General features: G+C 66.1%; 11 protein-coding genes and 1 tRNA gene. 1 reads left to right on the top strand and 11 read right to left on the bottom strand.

The window, feature by feature from the left end:
• Positions 1-2: 2 nt before the first annotated feature.
• The 3 genes from LMF57_RS07600 to LMF57_RS07590 form a co-directional block, all read right to left on the bottom strand.
• Positions 3-2,936, bottom strand: coding sequence for a TonB-dependent receptor (locus tag LMF57_RS07600; protein ID WP_208082819.1), 2,934 nt, complete (start codon positions 2,934-2,936; stop codon positions 3-5).
• 141 nt (positions 2,937-3,077) lie between these two features.
• The gene (locus tag LMF57_RS07595) at positions 3,078-4,091 is read right to left on the bottom strand and encodes a FecR domain-containing protein (protein WP_229291163.1); all 1,014 of its coding nucleotides are present in this window, start codon (positions 4,089-4,091) and stop codon (positions 3,078-3,080) included.
• Between the two features lie 20 nt (positions 4,092-4,111).
• Positions 4,112-4,627, bottom strand: a complete 516-nt coding sequence (locus LMF57_RS07590; RefSeq protein WP_117310088.1) for a sigma-70 family RNA polymerase sigma factor — start codon at positions 4,625-4,627, stop codon at positions 4,112-4,114.
• Between the two features lie 272 nt (positions 4,628-4,899).
• On the opposite strand from LMF57_RS07590, the gene aceE reads away from it, so the two are divergent.
• On the top strand, positions 4,900-7,572 hold the full coding sequence (gene aceE / locus LMF57_RS07585; protein ID WP_208082820.1) for a pyruvate dehydrogenase (acetyl-transferring), homodimeric type: 2,673 nt from the start codon (positions 4,900-4,902) through the stop codon (positions 7,570-7,572).
• Between the two features lie 57 nt (positions 7,573-7,629).
• On the opposite strand, the gene LMF57_RS07580 is transcribed toward aceE, so the two are convergent.
• The 8 genes from LMF57_RS07580 to lexA form a co-directional block, all read right to left on the bottom strand.
• Positions 7,630-8,118 (bottom strand): LuxR family transcriptional regulator, encoded by a 489-nt coding sequence (locus LMF57_RS07580; protein ID WP_117310086.1) that lies wholly within the window; start codon positions 8,116-8,118, stop codon positions 7,630-7,632.
• A 170-nt stretch (positions 8,119-8,288) separates the two neighbouring features.
• A complete protein-coding gene (locus LMF57_RS07575; protein ID WP_229291162.1) occupies positions 8,289-13,019 on the bottom strand; it encodes an ATP-dependent helicase in 4,731 nt (1,576 codons plus the stop codon).
• 241 nt (positions 13,020-13,260) lie between these two features.
• Positions 13,261-13,353: transfer RNA gene (locus tag LMF57_RS07570), tRNA-Ser, on the bottom strand.
• Positions 13,354-13,431: 78 nt separating this feature from the next.
• Positions 13,432-13,635 (bottom strand): carbon storage regulator CsrA, encoded by a 204-nt coding sequence (gene csrA / locus LMF57_RS07565; RefSeq protein ID WP_025878924.1) that lies wholly within the window; start codon positions 13,633-13,635, stop codon positions 13,432-13,434.
• A 148-nt stretch (positions 13,636-13,783) separates the two neighbouring features.
• The gene (gene alaS / locus LMF57_RS07560; RefSeq protein WP_229291161.1) at positions 13,784-16,432 is read right to left on the bottom strand and encodes an alanine--tRNA ligase; all 2,649 of its coding nucleotides are present in this window, start codon (positions 16,430-16,432) and stop codon (positions 13,784-13,786) included.
• A gap of 105 nt (positions 16,433-16,537) precedes the next feature.
• Complete coding sequence (recX, locus tag LMF57_RS07555; protein ID WP_025878922.1) at positions 16,538-17,029, bottom strand: recombination regulator RecX; 492 nt, start codon at positions 17,027-17,029, stop codon at positions 16,538-16,540.
• A gap of 110 nt (positions 17,030-17,139) precedes the next feature.
• Entirely contained in the window at positions 17,140-18,177 is a 1,038-nt protein-coding gene (gene recA, locus LMF57_RS07550; protein WP_117310083.1) for a recombinase RecA, read from the bottom strand.
• Positions 18,178-18,378: 201 nt separating this feature from the next.
• Positions 18,379-19,014, bottom strand: a complete 636-nt coding sequence (lexA, locus tag LMF57_RS07545; protein WP_025878920.1) for a transcriptional repressor LexA — start codon at positions 19,012-19,014, stop codon at positions 18,379-18,381.
• Between the last annotated feature and the right edge of the window lie 145 nt (positions 19,015-19,159).

The raw sequence follows: 19,159 nt of genomic DNA, 5'->3' as shown, positions 1-19,159 counted from the left end.
CCTCAGTTGTAGATGATGTGGAAGTAGAAGAAGCGGCCGTAGTCATCGATCTCGGTGCGGAAGCGGCCGTTCGGACCGGTGCTGTAGGTCGGCTGGGTGTTGAACAGGTTCTTGGCCTCGTACTTCAGCGTCACGTGCTTGCTGACCTTGTGGCTGAAGGCCAGGTTGAAGGTCATGTATGGGTCGTAGTACGAATCCAGCCACTGGGTATCGCCGAAGTCGACCAGCATCCGGCTGCGGTAGGTGCCGGATACGCGCAGCTGCGAGCTCTTCCATGGCATGCGCCAGATCACCGAGCCGTTCACCGACCAGTCCGGCTGGTACAGCAGGCGGTCCAGGCGGCGCTCGCTGCCGTCGCTGATGCGGTAGTTGGTCTGCCCGTCCAGGCGGGTGGCATTGAGGTACATGTCGAAGCGGTGGCGGCCCCACTGCAGGTTGCGGTTGGCTACCGCGAACTCGACACCGCGCAGCGTCGACTCATCGGTGTTCATCGGCTGGGTGATCCGGTAGCGGATGTCGCCGACGTTCTCGAACGTGGTCAGGGTATAGATGTCGTCCTTGATGACCTTGTCGAACAACGCCACCGAGACCAGGCCGTTGTTGCCGTTGAAGTACAGGTCCCAGGCAAGATCGAGGTTGGTCGAGCGGCGCGGCTGCAGCGAGGCATTGCCCTGCTTGATGGTGCAGAAGCCTCCGCCCAGCTCGTCGTCGCCGCAGCTGGTGCTGGTGGCCTGGGCGATGTTGCTGGGCGTCGGCCGGCCCAGCGTGCGGCTGGCGGAGAACCTCAGGCGCTGGTCTTCGCTCAGCTTGAAGGTGGCGTTCAGCGACGGCAGCAGGTTGTTGTAGCCGCCACTGCTCTTGCGGAATGCCGATGTGTAGGTGGTGCCACCATCCTCACTGAACGGGCTGAACGCATCGAAGGTGGTGTGGTCGTAGCGCAGGCCGCCGATCAGCAGCAGCCGGTCCCAGGCGTAATGCGCCGACACGTAGGCGTTGGCAATGTCTTCCACGTACTTGTAATCGCTGGTGAAGTCGGCATTCGGGTACGCCGCATCGTTGTTGCCCAGCTTCGGGTAGAGCTCGTCATGCCACTTGCGGTTGTCGATCAACGGGAAACCGGGAACGCTGCCAAGCAGGGTCGAGCCCGGGTACAGATAGTCATTCAAGGTCGCGCTGGTCTTGTAGTAATCGAAATCGATGTCCTGCCAGATCTTCAGGTGGCGATACTCGGCACCGGCAGCCAGACCGAAACCGCGTGCATCGGCATCGATGTTGTAGCTGAAGTCGGCGCGCAGGTTGTCGATGCTTTCCTTGGCGTCGCGCGGCGAGATATAGGCCTGCGCCGGATTGAGCTTGAACGCCGAACTGGTCAGCAGGCTGGAATCGGAAACACCCACGGCGTTCGGAAAGCCATGGCTGTCGTTGGCATAGTCAACGAACAGGTTGCTCGGGTAGGCGCGCACGCCCCAGTAGACCTGGTTGTTGTGGAAGGTCTCTTCGGTGTGGCCGGCACGCAGGGTCAGCCGCGAGAGATCACCGATATCCCAGTTGAAACTGGCGATCGCGCCGCGGTTGCTGCGGTCCCAGCGGTCGTGGCGGTTCTTGATGTAGATGCTGTTGATCTGGCTGGTGCCGCCGTCCTCGCTCTGGTTGCGTATCGGGAACTTGGCGTTGCCATACAGATCGGTCTTGTTCATCGTCGAGTTCTCGTAGAACCGGTACGAGTACAACAGCAGCGAGGCATAGAACGGGTCGTCCGATGGCTTCCATTCCAGCTTGGCCGAGCCACCGAAGTTGGTGATGTAGTTGGTGTAGGTGCCGGTGCTGAAGTTGCCCGGTGCGCGCAGGCCGTTCCAGCCTTTCGCCTCGTCGGGGCCGGTGGTTCCATCGGTGAGGTACTTGCCGGCATCGTTGTAGTAGTAGTTCGATTCCACCCAGCGCTTGACGCTGTTGCGCGAGCGCTGTTCGTAGCGCGCGACCGCGACGATGCCGAACTGATCGTCGCCGCCGAACTGGTTGGAAAACACTGCCTTGGCGCTCTTGCCGAAGTGGCCCAGGGTCTTGTGATCGCCACCCGCGCTGCGCCCCACATTGGTCTCGGCCGTGGAATGGATGCCGGCCACGTCGGCGAACACGTACTTGCCGGAGCGGTCGAAGGCGCTGCGGCTGATGATGTCGATCACACCACCGATGGCATCCGGTGCCTGCTCGGCGCTGAAGCTCTTGTAGATGTCGGTGCGGGTGCCGATGTCGCTGGGAATCAGCTGCAGGTTGTTCATGCGCTCGCCGGAGCCACTGCCGCCCACGCTTGCGATCGCGATGCCGTCGATGGTCGTGTAGTTGAGATTGGCCTGCACGCCGCGCACGGTCACGTAACGCGGTTCGCCCGCATCTTCCACCGCACTCAGGCCGGGCGCGGCCATCAGGCTCTCGGCCAGCGTCTCATCGCCATAGCTGTCCATCTCGTCGTAGATCACAGAATCCTTGATCACCGGCGAGGTCTTCTTCTGGTCGATGACCTCATGGGCGGCGATCACCTTGACCGTGCCCAGGGTCGGGGCCACCACCGCTTCCGGTGGGCGCGATGCAGGTGCGGCCGGCCGGCTTTCCCGCGGGACCGGTGCCGCGTCGATGGCGATCACGTTGCCGTCCACCACCGTGTAGCGCAGGCCGGTGCCGGCCAGAAGCGTGTCCAGCGCCTGCTTGACGGTGGCTCCTCGCGGTACCGCACCCGCCATGGGTGCAGCGCCTGCGCCGGCATATAGGAACTGCACGCCCGAACTGCGTGACAGTTGCTCCAGCGCCTGGCTCAGCGGCTGCGCGGCGATCGCTGCGGTGACCCGGGTCTCAAGCCCATTGGCCGACGCCACCTGTGCATGCGCACCCAGACAGGGAGACAAGGCCAGTACCACCGACAGATAGAGCTTCTTGCGCATCACGGTTCCTTGGAGGAGAGAGGACTGCTGGTACCGCGTCGGCATGCGACGGCGGCTTCTCCCAAGTAAGAGCCGGCATCGGCGGAAGTGGAGAACGCCGATTCGATGAATTTTTTCTGACAGCCCTTCGCCGAACCGCGATCAACGGCTGGACACCCATACCGTGTCCGCTTCGCGGCGGATGACGAAGCGTGCGTCCCGCTGCAGGAATGCCTGCAGCGCTGCGACCCGGTGCGCCTCCAGGCTGCCTGACAGGCGCGCCGCGCGCGCCGCCTCGTCGGTCAGCCGCACCTGTATCTGGTTGTGGCGGTTGAAGGCAGCCGCCACCTCGTCCAGCCGCTCATCGCGGAACGACACCCGGCGCTGTTGCCAGTCCAGCAGCATGGACACCGGTATTTCCAATGGCTGTACCGCATGGCTGCGGTGATCGACCAGGACCACCTTCCCGGCAGGCAACTGCGCCAGCCGTCGTTGCCCGCTGCCGGCGCTCCAGACCTCCACCTCGCCGGACACCACGCCGATGCGCGTACTCTGCAAACGGCGCGAGACATCGAACACGGTGCCGATGTCGCGGATCTGCAGATCGCCAACCTGCACCTCGAACGGCCGGTGATCCGCTGCGATATCGAACGTGGCCTCGCCGCTCAACAGTTCAACCCGACGGCTGAACCAGCCGATGTTCACCCGCAGACGGCTGTCTGCGTTCAGGCGCACCTGCGTCCGGTCAGCCAGCACCACCTCACGCAGTTGCCCGTGGCCGGCGATCAGCATCTGTTCGCGAGGCATCAGCCACGGCACCAGTCCGGCCGCCAGCAACAGGCAGCAGGCCACCGCAGCCACCCGCCTCCAGAGTGGCCGGCGTGATCGCGATGCGATCACGGCGCGCGGCACGGGCACCGGTACGGCAAACAACGGCACGACTTTCGCCGTTGCCGGCAGCTCCGGCAACGCGGCCCTGTCCCCGTGCTCCTGTCCATGCGCCACCATCACCGCGCCTACCTGCCGGTGCACGTGCAGGACATGCAGGTACGCGCGTATGTGTTCGGGAGAGCGCTTCATCCATGCCATGAACTCGATGCGCTGAGCGGCGCTCAGGTCACCCTCGCGGTTGCACAGGAACCAATGCGCGGCCTGCTCGGCCACCTCGTCATCCATTGCTGCAGGCTCCTGCCGGTTCATCCATCCTTCCCGGCGCCGAGCGCCTTCCTGCAGGCATCCAGTCCCTTGCCGATGTGCTTGCGCACCATGTGCACCGACACATCCAGCTGTGCCCCCACCTGCCGGCAATCCAGCCCATCGCGATAGTGCAGCTCCATCACCCGCCGCGTTGTCGGCGGCAGTTGCGCGATGGCGCCGCGGATTCCGCTCCAGCGCTGTGCCCGCTCGAAATCAGCTTCGATGTCCTCCTCGCTGCGCAGCACCTCGGCCAGCAGGTCGACGTCCTCGATCTGTGGCAGGCCGGAGCGCGAGCGTGCCTGTTCACGCGCCAGGTTGGCCGCCACCGTGAACAGATAGGCTTCGGGATTCTCGATCGCCTGGGCATCTTCGCCGGTACTGCGCAGCAGCCGCAGGTAGACCTCCTGGGCCAGGTCCTCGGCATCGGCAGCCTGTGAACCACGCCGAAGGAAGAAGCCACGCAGCAGGCGGCGCCGCAAGGCGTAGCTCTTCTCCCAGATCCTGACGCTGTTCACAACCGACCAACCACCCCGAGGCTGGAAAACCCAGCAGGGTGCACACCAACGATGACATCCGCATTGCAGCGCTGCATGGCCAAGCGAAGGTTCGCGCAGACCCAATCGTCGCCCGTCTACCCGCCAGCCGATACGGCGCCTACGCTTGTCTCCTCGGCAGCCACCACGGCCGCCCCCGCGCCACGGACCTGCCGGCGCGACTCCGCTCCAGAGCTGTCGCCCTGCCGGCGGTGCCGTGCAGGTGCAGAACCGGCGCTCTCTGGAGACGCAGCATGAACCAGGCACACTTCCCTCTCGACGCCGATCCGCAGGAAACCCGCGAATGGCGCGAGTCCCTGCAGGCGGTGATCGAGGCCGGCGGCCGCCCCCGCGCGCACTATCTGCTGGACCAGCTCGATGCACTCGATGTGCAGCAGCATGGCGACCTGCACACCCGCGCGTGGACCGCCTACACCAACACCATCCCGCTCGAACGCCAACCCGCCTACCCGGGTGACTTGGCCATCGAGCGGCGGTTGAACGCGATGATCCGCTGGAACGCCATGGTGATGGTGCTGCGTGCCGGCAGGCATTCCAATGTCGGCGGCCACATCGCCACCTACCAGTCCGCAGCAGTCATGTATGACGTGGGCTTCGACCACTTCTTCCGTGGACGGACCGAAACCTTCGACGGCGACATGATCTACATCCAGGGTCATTCGGCCCCGGGCATCTACGGCCGGGCGTACGTGGAAGGCCGCATCAGTGCCGAGCAGATGGACAACTTCCGCCGCGAAGCCGGACGCGAGGGCCTGTCCTCGTATCCGCACCCGCGGCTGATGCCCGGGTTCTGGCAGTTTCCCACCGTGTCGATGGGCCTGGGCCCGCTGACGGCGGCCTATCAGGCCCGCTACATGCGCTACCTGGAATACCGGGGGCTGAAGCAGCACCAAGGCCGCAAGGTCTGGGCCTTCCTTGGTGACGGCGAAATGGACCAGCCCGAATCGCTGGCGGCCATTTCGCTGGCAGGGCGCGAGCGCCTGGACAACCTGGTGTTCGTGGTCAACTGCAACCTGCAACGCCTGGACGGACCGGTGCGTGGCAACGCCAAGGTGATCCAGGAACTGGAAGGCACCTTCCGCGCCGCCGGCTGGAACGTGATCAAGGTGATCTGGGGCAGCGGCTGGGACGACCTGCTGGCACGCGATCACAGCGGGCTGCTGCGCCAGCGCATGATGGAGTGCGTGGATGGCGACTACCAGACCTTCAAGTCGCAGAGCGGCGCCTACGTGCGCGAGCACTTCTTCGGGCGCTACACGGAGCTGCTGGCGCTGGTGGCGCACATGAGCGACGACGAGATCTGGGCACTGGCACGCGGTGGCCACGATCCGCAGAAGGTGTTCGCCGCCTACCAGCAGGCAGTGAACACCAGCGGTCGCCCGAGCGTGGTGCTGGCCAAGACGGTGAAGGGCTTCGGCATGGGCGAGGCCGGCGAAGGCCAGAACATCAACCACCAGCTGAAGAAGATGAGCGCCGACGCGGTGCGTGCGTTCCGTGACCGCTTCGACCTGCCGGTCAGCGACGGGCAGCTGGAACAGATGCCCTACCTGCGCCCGCAACCGGGCAGTGCCGAGGCGCTCTACTTCGCGCAGCGTCGCCAGGCGCAGGGCGGCCAGCTGCCGGCACGGCTGACCCAGGTCGATCCGTTGCCGCTGCCGCCGCTGTCCACGTTCAACGTCCAGTTGCAGGGCAGCGGTGATCGTGGCCAATCCACCACCATGGGCTTCGTACGCATCCTCACCGCCCTGCTCAAGGATCCCGAACTGGGCAGGCTGGTGATCCCGATCGTGCCCGATGAATCGCGTACCTTCGGCATGGAAGGGCTGTTCCGCCAGATCGGCATCCATTCCTTCCTGGGCCAGCTGTACACCCCGCAGGACGCCGGCCAGCTGAGCTATTACAAGGAGTCCAAGGACGGCCAGATCCTGCAGGAAGGCATCAACGAATCCGGCGCAATCTGTTCGTGGATCGCAGCGGGCACCGCGTACAGCAACCACGGCCTGGCCACGATTCCGTTCTACATCTTCTATTCGATGTTCGGCCTGCAGCGCGTCGGCGACCTGGCCTGGGCAGCGGCCGACGCGCGCACCCGTGGCTTCCTGCTTGGCGCCACCTCCGGCCGCACTACCCTGATGGGCGAAGGCCTGCAGCACGACGATGGCCACAGCCACGTGCTGTCCTCGGTGATTCCAAGCTGCGTGTCCTACGACCCGACCTACAACTTCGAACTGGCAGTGATCATCCACGACGGCCTGCGCCGCATGTATGTGGACCAGGAAGACATCTACTACTACATCACCCTGCTCAACGAGAACTACCCGCACCCTGCACTGCCTGACGGCGCCGAAGCCGGCATCCTGAAGGGGCTCCATCTGCTGCGTCCCGCTGCTGCCGACAGCACGGCACAGCCTCGCGTGCAGCTGATGGGCAGTGGCTCGATCCTGCGCGAGGTGCTGGCCGCCGCCGATCTGCTGCAGCAGGATTTCGCCATCGCAAGCGATGTCTGGAGTGCCACCAGCCTGACCGAACTGCGCCGTGATGGCCTGGCTGCCGAGCGCTGGAACCTGCTGCATCCGGCCGACGAGCCGCGCGTTCCCTACGTGCAGCAGTGCCTGCAGGACCATGCCGGCCCGGTGGTGGTGGCAACCGACTACATGAAGATCGTCGGCGACCAGATCCGCCCCTTCATCAACGACCGGCGCTTCATCGCACTCGGCACCGATGGCTTTGGCCGCTCGGATACACGCGAATCGCTGCGCACGTTCTTCGAAGTCGATCGCCACTTCATCGTGCTGGCGGCACTGAAGGCCCTGGCCGATGACGGGCATGTGGAACGGGGCCTGCTGCAGCAGGCGATCGACCGGTACGGCATCGACACCGGCAAGCGCGATCCCGCCGCGGCATGACAGAACAGCAACGGCACCCGCAGAGCACGCTTCTGCGGGTGCCGCTGCATCACATCACTACGGCAGCCGCTTGAACAGGTTGGTCTGCAGGATCGGCGTGCCGTCATGGCCGAAGAAGGCCTTGGTCTCGGTCATCGTTGAACGATCGGCGGCCACCGTGTACACGCGGGTGGACGCCGGCGCGCCATGATCGACCAGCTGCATCACCAGCGTGTTCGGCGCCGGCAGTTTCAGCGTTGCCTGGTTGGCACCGTAGCTGCCGGTCAGCGCCGCGGGCGTGCCATCCAGTGCCAGCGTACCGTCGGATTTCATGGTCTTGCCGTCATGCAGGACGATGTCCACGTGCGAGCTCCACCTGCCCGCACCGGCATCCTTGAATTCCAGCACGACCTGTTGCGGCCGCTGCGCCTCGGGAAGAGCGGAAGTGGCGATCTCCAGCGACCAGCGGCCGAGCAGGGGCGAAGGCAGAGCGCCGGCCGCCTGCGCCGTCGATGTCGATGCCTGCAGCGAAAGAAGGGACAGCAGCACAGCAGAAAACAGCTTCATGTGAGTCTCCTGTCGAGTGAAGAACCGTCTGCACAACGTGCACGGTGGCCACACTACCCGGACTCTGCAGCCATCGGGGCAGGCGCGTAACGAACCGCATCACAGTCCGGCAGTCCGATCCGGGGCCAGGCCCCACGGAGTGAGCATTCATCGAGGTGATTCCGCCGCGCTCAGCCGTTCCATCCCAGCCCGCGCGGCTCGTTGCTGAAGCCTGCGGCCCGCAGCGCGTCCACCAGCGCACCGCGATGCACCGGCACATCATTGATCCGTTCCAGGGTGAAGGACAGGCGCCGCCCCCGGCGCAATGCCACCGCCAGGGCCTGTGCAGCGGCAACCAGAGTATTGGCCGCATCCTCTGCCCCGCCCTCGATCCAGCTGGACAGTTGCCGCCCGCCCTGCGCCAGGTACAGCAGCAACCGGCCGTTGCCGATCACCACCATCGCGCCGGAGCGCCGCAGCGGACGTGCACCGGCCACCGGCTGCGGCCACGGCAGCAGGCTGCCGAAGGGATTGGCCGGATCCAGCGCTGACAGGGCGACGACCGAAAGCTCACGCGGCACACGCTCGGACAGCTCGCGCAGATGGTCGATGGTGCCGCGCTCTGCAAACTGTGCTCCGCCCAGCCCCGCCACGAAGCGGCCGCGCAGGACCTGCCCGGCATCCTCCATGCCTCGATAGACAGGCTGCAGTGCAGGGAACCCACCGGTTACCGCTTCGGTCATTGCCGCCGCCCGGGTCACCACCCGGTAGCGATCAAGCAGGCCTTCGCCCAGTGCCAGCGCCCGCACCGTGTCGTTGCTGCGCTCGCGGGGCAGCAACGACCATCGCCCCGCCAGGGTCGGCCCGCTGGCAATGGCCGGGTCCAGCGCCGTGGCCCGCGCGTCCAGCATCGGCATGAAGCGGAAACCCCGCGTGCGCCGCGAAGCCGACGCAACGCGCGCCCGCTGCTGGCGCACGCCGGCCAGGGCCCGCAACGGCGACCACAGGTCACTGCTCACTTCGCCCCTCCAGGCCAGCTGCCATAGCGCCAGCTGGAAGTCCTCGGCCGCCGCCGCACTGCCGGCCAGGCGTGACTGCACCTGCGTGGCCAGCTGCCGCGCGAAGTAGGCGCCGCCATCGGCCAGGACCTGCACGATGGCGTCCTGCATCGGTGTACGCAGCGCCGGATCCGCTTCCGCCAGCAGCGGCAACGTTTCGGCGGCATGGTCCTGCAGGTGCAGCGACACCAGGCCGTCGTCGTCACCCAGCCGCCCGTGCCCGGCCCACAGCACCATGCCGGTCGCCAGCAGCTCATCAAGCAGGGCCGGTGCGTAGTCGCGCACCCGGGCCGGCAGGACCTGGTGTTCCCAGACCGAAACCGGCAGCGGCAACCCCGCCAGCTGCTCGACCACACGGGCAACGCCGTCGCTGCCCTCGAGCATGGCCGCAACGGCACCATTGCGGGCACGCCCGGCGCCGCCTTCCAGCAACACCCCCTGCCCCTCCAGCAGCAGGCGCACATAGGCTGCCGGTGGCACCGGCCGGGTGGCTTCACGTGCCGCCTGCAGCGAACGCAGGCGCAGACGCTGCAATACATCTTCGCTGACCCATTCGTGCACTACGTCCGGCGACGGATGCACCCGCTCATTTCCCTGCTGTCGCCGCGCTGCGCCGAAATTGCCACGCAGCACCCGCCCCTGCTCCTGCAGCCTTTCCAGCGCGCCGTCGACCACCGCCACACCCAGCCCGAACCGCTTGGCCAGCGCGCTGCTGGTGAAGGGCGCATGCGTTCGTGCGTGGCGGGCCAGCAGATCGCCGAGGGGATCGGGCATGCCTGCAAGAAACACCTCCGGCAGCCCGCCCGGCAGCGCCGTACCCAACGCATCGCGCACACGTGCGGCGTCCTCCACGGCGACCCACTGCGTGTGGCCGGCAATGGAAACCGGGATCGCGCGCTGCTGCGCCTGCAGCGCTGCCAGGTGCACTTCCACGCATTCCGGATCGGACAGGCGCAGCGCCAGGTCCGATGCAGGCAACGGTCCGAGCTCGCGCAGCAGGTCGGACACGCCCTCCATGCCATGGGCCCTGCGCGCAGGTTCCAGCCGCTGCAGTTCCCATTCAACCTGATCGACCACCCCTGCATCCAGCAGTTCGCCCAGGTCTACCTGGCCCAGCAGCTCGGCGAGCAGGCCACTGTCCAGTGACAGCACCGAAGCGCGGCGCTCGGCCAGCGGCACGTCCGCCTCGTACATGAACTCGGCGACATAGCCGAACAGCAGATTGGCCGCGAACGGCGAAGGCACCTCGGTCGTGACGTCCAGCAACTGCACCTGGCCGCGTTGAACGCGTTGCATCAGCGCGTCCAGCGCATCCAGGTCGTAGACATCCTGCAGGCACTCGCGGGCGGTCTCGATCAGGATCGGGAACTCCGCATGGACCTGCGCGATTTCCAGCAACTGGCCGGCGCGCAGGCGCTGCTGCCACAGCGGCGATCGACGCCCCGGCGTGCGACGCGGCAACAGCAGTGCGCGCGAGGCACACTCACGGAAGCGCGCCGCGAACAGTGCCGAATGGCCGACCGCCGCAGTGATCGTGCGGCGCAACCGTTCCGGTTCGAACACGAACATGTCCGCCCCCGGAACGCGCCCTGTACTGTCGGGAATCCGCGCGATGATGCCATCGTCGCTGGCGACCACGGCCGGGTCGATGCCCCAGCGCTCGCGCAATCGTGCTGCCACCGCCAATGCCCACGGATCATGCACGCGGCGGCCATACGGCGAATGCAGCATCACCCGCCAGTCGCCCAGCTCGTCGCGGCAGCGTTCCACCACCAGGCGCAGATCGGTGGGCAGCACGCCCGTGGCCTGCCGCTGCTCGGCGACCAGGCCGAGCATGTTGCTGATCGCGTTGGCGTCCAGGCCACTGGCCTGCAGGCGTGCGTGCAGCGCCGTCGCAGGGGTCTCACTGCTATCGATGTGCGCCTCCAACGCGGCGAGAAACGCGCCGATGGCCTGTCCCAGTTCGGCAGGGCGGCCGACACCTTCGCCACGCCAGAACGGCAGGCGCGCCGAGCGTCCGGGTGCGGGCGTCACCACCACCTGATCGTGGGTGATCTGGTCGATCCGCCATGAAGTCGCGCCCAGCGTGATCACATCATTCACCCGCGACTCGTGGACCATTTCCTCGTCCAGCTCACCGACGCGACGCGATCCGGCCCGCTCTTCTCCTTCAGGCAGCACCACGCTGTACATGCCACGGTCGGGAATGGTGCCGCCGCTGGTAACCGCCAGTTGCTTCGCACCGGGGCGAGCGCTGAGCTCACCGCTCTGCCGGTTCCATACCAGCCGCGGCCGGAAGCCGGCGAAATCCTCGGACGGGTAGCGGCCGGAAAGCATGTCCAGCACCGCGTCGAAAGCACTGCGCGGGAGTGAGCGGTACGGCGCCGCACGGCGTACCCGCGCATACCAGGCATCGGCCTGCAACGGCTCCATCGCCACCGCCGCCACCGTCTGCTGGGCCAATACATCAAGCGGGTTGCGCGGCGGAGCGATGGCCTCGATGCGTCCGGCCAGCATGCTGTCCACCACCACGGCGGCATCGATCAGGTCGCGCCGCGTACGCGGATACACCAGACCGCGGGACATGCCACCCACCTGGTGGCCGGCGCGACCAACGCGCTGCAGGGCGCTGGCCACCGACGGCGGCGCGGCCACCTGGATCACCAGGTCGACCAGCCCCATGTCGATCCCCAGCTCCAGGCTGGACGTAGCCACCACGCAGCGCAGTGCACCCCATTTCAGCGCCTGCTCGATCTCGCCGCGCTGCTCCTTGGAGACCGATCCGTGATGCGCGCGTGCGATCAGTGTCGGCGCAGCGGAGACCCGGTTGACCGTACTGCCGGTGAAAGAGCCGTAGGCCAATCCGTTGCCCGCCTCGCCCGGGGCTGCGTCGTCTTCGCCACTGCGTCCGGCGTGCAGCTCGTTCAGGCGTGCGGTCAGCTTTTCGGCTACGCCTCGCGAATTGGCAAAGACAATCGTCGAGCGATGGCGCAGCACGTTGTCGAGAATGCTTGCCTCCACATGCGGCCAGATCGAGCCGATCCGCGCGCCGCCGTCGCGCTCCCCGGGCGTGCCCTGCGTAGCCAGGCTGGACATGTCTTCCACCGGCACCACGATGCGCATCTGCAGCTGCCGCGCCGAGCCGGGTTGGACCACGCTCACCGGGCGGTCGCCGCCCAGGAACGCCGCCACCTCGTCGACCGGCCGCACCGTGGCTGACAGGCCGATGCGCTGCGCCGGTTCGTGCAGCAGCGCATCCAGCCGTTCCAGGCTCAGCGCCAGATGCGAACCGCGTTTACCACCGGCCACTGCATGGATTTCATCGAGAATGACGGTCTGCACATCGCGCAGGATCTCGCGTGCCTGCGAGGTCAGCATCAGGTACAGCGACTCGGGCGTAGTGATCAGGATGTCCGGCGGCCGCCGCACCAGGCCTGCACGTTCACTGCTGGAGGTATCGCCGGTACGCAATGCGACGGTCAGCTGCACCGCCGGCTCGCCGCGTCGGGCGCGCTCGTCGGTGATGCCCTGCAGCGGCACCTGCAGGTTGCGCTGCACGTCGCTGCCCAGCGCCTTGATCGGCGACAGGTAAAGCACGCGGGTGCGCCGCACCGGCTTGGCCGACGGCGATTCACGCGCTTGCCGATCACGCTCGGCGAACAGCTGGTCGATGGCATGCAGGAATGCGGCAAGTGTCTTGCCCGATCCGGTTGGCGCGATGACCAGGGTATGTTGGCCAGCACCGATCGACGACCAGGCCTGATCCTGCACCGGCGTGGAGGCGTCGAACGCAGCACGGAACCAGGCCTGCGTCGCGGGATGGAAGCGCTGCAGCGGGTCCTGCGGGGAATCAGGCGGCGTCATGGTGCGTCGATCATACCCAGCTGCGGCCCGTTGGCCGGACCTTCGCAGGCGCTTATTGCATCAGACAGGTGATCCGGGGTCGACAACAAAGGCTCTCAGCGTGACCATCCTGCCGTCACGGAGACGTGCTCCGCTCGGCGGTCATGCTGCGAACCTGGCACCGCGATCGTAGGCCGCAGGTCAACGCGAAGCAAAAAGAAAACGCCCGCGGATCCAGGATCTGCGGGCGTTCTTTTGCATCTGGCGGAGTGAGAGGGATTCGAACCCTCGATAGAGCTTTTGACCCTATACTCCCTTAGCAGGGGAGCCCCTTCAGCCGCTCGGGCATCACTCCGGGGTTTTCTCCGCGTCTGGTGCGTTGCACCTCAGCGGGGCGTGAATCATAACGTTAATCACGCGCGAAGGTAAAGCCTTATTCCGCAGAATTTTCACCACCGGTGCTGCCGGCTTCGTCACCACGCTGGATGCGCTGGTAGATCTCTTCGCGATGCACGGCGACGTCCTTCGGCGCAGTGATGCCGATACGCACCTGGTTACCCTTGACGCCAAGCACGGTGACGCTCACCGAGTCACCGATCATCAGGGTTTCGCCGACGCGGCGAGTCAGGATCAACATTTTTTTAAGTCTCCATGGAACCGTGTGGAAGGGTATCCCCCACCGGCTTGACGCTCCGTCAAGAAGCGCGCCCACGACAAAGGGAAAAGATTCGCAATGGTACCGTCAGCCGTCCCGCTCCTACAAGGAGGGGGACGGCAGGGGTTCATCACAGGCGGGGGCTGACCCATTCGACGACCGCAGCCAGCGCGGTAGCAAGGGCGGGCCCGTCCTCGCCACCACCCTGGGCGAGGTCCGGGCGTCCGCCGCCCTTGCCCCCGATCTGACCGGCGATATGGGACAACAGTTCCCCGGCCTTGACCTTGCCCATTGCACTGCCGTTCACGCCCGCGACCAGGGCCGCCTTGCCGTCCTGGGCACCGGCCAGCACGATCACCGCGTCGCCCAGCTGCTGCTTCAGGCGGTCCATGGCATCGCGCAGGGCCTTGGCGTCGAAGCCTTCCAGTCGGACAGCCAGAACCTTCACACCGGCGACCTCGACGGCCTGGCCGGACAGGTCGGCAGTGGCGCCGGCGGCGACCTTGGCCTTCACGGCCTCCAGCTCGCGCTCCAGCTGCTTCTGGCGCAGGCCCAGCGCACGGATCTTTTCGACCACGTCCGCAGCACTGCCACCCAGCAGCTCGGCGGCCTCGGCCAGGCGGGCCTCCTCGGCATCCACGTAGTCCAGCGCGCCCTGGCCGGTGACGGCCTCGATACGACGCACACCGGCCGAGACGCCGCCTTCGGAAGTGATCTTGAACAGACCGATGTCACCGGTCCGGTTGACGTGGGTGCCACCACACAGCTCGGTGGAGTAGTCGCCCATCTTCAGCACGCGCACGTTCTCGCCGTACTTCTCGCCGAACAGGGCCATCGCGCCGAAGTCCAGCGCTTCCTGCATGCCCATGTTGTGCACTTCGGCGGCGTTGTTGGCGCGCACCTGCTGGTTGACCTTGCGCTCGATGATCGCCAGTTCCTCGGCGCTGATCGGCTGGAAATGCGAGAAGTCGAAGCGCAGGCGGTCCGGCGCCACCAGCGAGCCCTTCTGCTGCACGTGGGTGCCCAGCACTTCGCGCAGGGCAGCATGCAGCAGGTGGGTCGCCGAGTGGTTGAGGATGGTGGCGCCACGGCGCTCGCCATCGACCTGGCCGAACAGCACGTCACCGATCTTCAGGCTGCCCTGGGTGAGCTTGCCGACGTGGCCATGGAACTGGCCCGCGAACTTCTGGGTGTCACTCACCTGCAGCTGTACGCCGGCAGCGGACAAGGTGCCGGTGTCGCCGACCTGGCCACCGGACTCGGCGTAGAACGGGGTCTGGTTGGTCAGCACGATGACCTCGTCACCGGCCTGGGCAGCGTCCACCGGGCGGCCATCCTTGAGGATCGCCACCACGCCGAGGTCGTCGGCCTGCAGGCGGTCATAGCCCAGGAAGACCGTCGGCTTGAGCGTGGCGACCAGATCGGCCGACAGCGTCACGCCACCACCGAACTTGCCGGCGGCACGCGCGGTCTCGCGCTGCGTCTCCATTGCGGCGTTGAAGCCGTCGATGTCCACGGTCAGGTCACGCTCGCGGGCGATGTCCTGGGTCAGGTCGAGCGGGAAGCCGTAGGTGTCGTACAGGCGGAACGCGTCCACGCCCGGGATCACGCCATTGCTGACCTTGGCCGCAACGTCGTCGAAGATCTTCATGCCCGAGTCCAGCGTCTCGGCGAAACGCTCTTCTTCTGCCTGCAGGGCACGCACGACGGTATCGGCCTGTGCGGGCAGTTCCGGGTAGGCCTCGCCCATCTGCTCGACCAGGGTCGGCACCAGCTTGCTGAAGAACGGCTGGCGCACGCCCAGCATCCAGCCGTGCCGAAGTGCGCGGCGGATGATCCGGCGCAGCACGTAGCCGCGGCCTTCGTTGGACGGCAGCACGCCATCGACGATCAGGAACGAACAGGCGCGGATGTGGTCGGCGATCACGCGCAACGACTTGTTTTCCAGATCAGCGGTGCCGGTCAGCTCCGATGCCTTGCGGATCAGCGCCTGGAACAGGTCGATCTCGTAGTTGGTATGCACGTGCTGCAGGATCGCGGCCAGGCGTTCCAGGCCCATGCCGGTGTCCACGCACGGTGCCGGCAGCGGCATCAGCGTGCCGTCCTGCTGGCGATCGAACTGCATGAAGACCAGGTTCCAGATCTCGATGAAACGGTCACCGTCCTCGTCCGGCGAGCCCGGCGGGCCACCGGCGATATGGTCACCGTGATCGTAGAAGATCTCGGTGCACGGACCGCACGGACCGGTGTCGGCCATCTGCCAGAAGTTGTCCGAGGCGAACGGCGCGCCCTTGTTGTCGCCGATGCGGACGATCCGGTCTTCCGGAATGCCGATCATGTCGCGCCACAGTGCGTAGGCCTCGTCGTCGGTCTGGTAGACCGTCACCAGCAGGCGCTCGGCCGGCAGCTTCCAGACCTGGGTCAGCAGCTCCCAGGCCCAGGCGATCGCATCCTTCTTGAAGTAATCGCCGAAGGACCAGTTGCCCAGCATTTCGAAGAAGGTGTGATGGCGGGCGGTGTAACCCACCTGGTCGAGATCGTTGTGCTTGCCACCGGCACGCAGGCAGCGCTGGACGTCGGCCGCGCGCACGTAGCTGCGCTTTTCCGCGCCCAGGAAAACGTCCTTGAACTGCACCATGCCGGAGTTGGTGAACAGCAGGGTCGGATCGTTGCCCGGCACCAGCGGCGCCGACGGCACGATGGTGTGGCCTTTGCCCTTGAAGAATTCAAGGAAGTCGCTGCGGATCTGGGATGTCGTGAATTTGGCGGATGCGTTCATGGGGGCTGGCAGTCTGCGGGCCGGGGCCCGTGCCGCCGGCCGCAGTGGCCAGGGTCGAACGGACCGCCGAAACCCCAAAGGGTATCAGGCCCGGCGCCATCAGTCTCAGTCGTCCGGATCGTAGCGGGTCGCGCGGCGGATGCTGTCGCCATCGAAGCCCCGGCGGGCCAGCAGATCGGCGGCCTTGCGGCGCTGCGCGAGGTCCTGCGGACCGGCCTCACCAAAGCGGCGACGGACCAGATCCCGGGCATTCTCCGTCCAGTCGCCCTCGAAGGTATCCATCGCAGCAGTGATCTGCTCGCTGTCCAGCCCGTGGGTTCCCAGCTCGGCACGTACATGGATGGGGCCATAACCCGTATTGGCGCGCATGCGCACCAGATTCTCGGCAAACCGGGTGTCGTCCTGCCAACCGGCCTCGGTCAGCTTGTCGACCGCCGCCTGCGCAGCCTCGTCCTCGATGCCCCGGGACGTCAGCTTGCGGGTCAGCTCCTTGCGCGAGTGCTCACGACGGACCAGCAGGCCCAGGGCGCGCTGGACAGGCGTCTGTTCGCGTACGCGGCGCTTACGGCCGGGTGCCGGGGCGTCGGAATCGTTCATTCTCGCCTTCAATCAAATGCGCCGTCCCTGGCGCGTCCCCCGTCGGGGAAACCGAATCTGCAGGACAGGGCGACGTCACTGACGGCGCCGCCCTGCCCCACAGCAAGCCTTTACTCGTCGTCGCCTTCGTCTTCGCCTTCCTCACGGACGGCTTCGGTCGGCTGGAACTTCTCGCGCAGCTCAGCCTCAAGCTTGGCGGCAACCTGCGGGTTGTCGCGCAGATAGCCACGGGCGTTGTCCTTGCCCTGGCCGATGCGCTCTTCACCGTAGCTGTACCAGGCGCCGGCCTTCTCGACCAGCTTGGCCTCGACGCCCATATCGATCAGTTCGCCCTCGCGGCTGATGCCTTCGCCGTACAGGATCTCGGTGATGACCTGCTTGAATGGCGGCGCCAGCTTGTTCTTGACGACCTTGATCTTGGTCTGGTTGCCGATGATCTCGTCGCCCTTCTTGATCGCGCCGATACGGCGGATGTCCAGGCGCACCGAGGCATAGAACTTCAGCGCGTTGCCGCCGGTGGTCACTTCCGGGCTCTGGCCCGGCATCATCACTCCGATCTTCATGCGCAGCTGGTTGATGAAGATCACCAGCGTGTTGGAACGCTTGATGTTGCCGGTCAGCTTGCGCAGCGCCTGGCTCATCAGACGCGCCTGCAGGCCCGGCAGCTGGTCACCCATCTCGCCTTCGATTTCGGCCTTGGGGGTCAACGCGGCGACCGAGTCGACCACCAGGATGTCCACCGAGCCAGAGCGCACCAGCATGTCGGCGATTTCAAGCGCCTGCTCACCGGTATCCGGCTGCGACAGCAGCAGATCGTCGACATTGACGCCCAGCTTGCCTGCGTAGATCGGGTCCAGCGCGTGCTCGGCATCGATGAAGGCGGCGGTGCCACCCAGCTTCTGGCACTCGGCGATGGCCTGCAGGGTCAACGTGGTCTTGCCGGAGGATTCCGGACCGTAGATTTCCACCACGCGGCCCTTGGGCAGGCCACCAATGCCCAATGCGATATCCAGCATCAGAGAACCGGTCGGGATCGCCTCGACGGGCTCGACCACGCGGTCGCCCATGCGCATCACCGAGCCCTTGCCGAACTGCTTTTCGATCTGGCCCAGAGCTGCAGCGAGGGCGCGCTTCTTGTTCTCGTCCATCGGATTGGTCCTTGCAGAGGTCACGTCGTTGGAGGTGCTGTCTTTGGAAGTCTTCTTGGCCATGGGTTCACTTTAAGGCTGGCGTATCGCACAGGCTGAGATTCTGCCCGGCGTTCGGAAAAAAATTATCGGACATCCGTACCAACCTCAGCAGAACCAGAGAATCGCCACAAAAGACCGCGGGAATTGCAGGATGAATCGTCAACGGTTCGGTCGCAGCAGCCCGCAGTACAGGCCCTCGATCGAGAAATCCTGGTCCGGAAGCACGTCAATCGGCTTGTAATCGGGATTGCGCGGCAGCAGGCGGATGCGATCCTTGGCGATCTTCAGCAGCTTGACGGTGATCTCGTCATCGATGCGGGCCACCACGATCTGCCCGGAATGGGCATCGCGGGTCCGGTGCACACCGATCAGGTCGCCATCGAAGATGCCTTCGTCGATCATCGAATCGCCCTGCACTTTCAGCAGGTAGTCCGGTGCCGGCGAGAAGAACACCCGGTCCAGCACCACGAAATCATCCGAGCCGATGTCGGCGCCGATCGGCAGACCGGCAGCAACCCGACCCAGGATCGGCAGACGCAGGACGCTGTCGGGCAGGCCCGGTTCGGCAAGCTTCTCCACCGGCGGTGCCTGCACCAGACGGATGCCGCGGGCCTGGCCCGGCACGCGACGGATCGCCCCGGCCTGCTCCAGCGCCTCCAGGTGATACTGCGCTGCGCGTACGCCCTTGAAGCCGAAGGCACGCGCGATTTCAGTCTGCGAAGGGGGGGCGCCTTCGCTCTCGATACGCTCGGCGATCAACTGCAGGATCGCCTGCTGGGTGTCGGTCAGGTCCATGGTTAGTAGTATTACTACTAACTCCCGGAACTGCAAGTGCCGAGGGCGATTCCGGGAGGAGCGAAAGCCGCCGGGCATGGCCCGGCGCTACCGGGAATGCGGCGTGGCAGGTTGGGGGCGGCAAAGCCAGAAGCAGCCGACCCGC

Origin of the sequence: Stenotrophomonas sp. SI-NJAU-1, assembly GCF_020883215.1 — a bacterium.
GTDB lineage: Bacteria > Pseudomonadota > Gammaproteobacteria > Xanthomonadales > Xanthomonadaceae > Stenotrophomonas > Stenotrophomonas indicatrix.
Note: the sequence above shows the minus strand (reverse complement) of the source record. Positions and strands in the feature narration are given on the sequence as shown.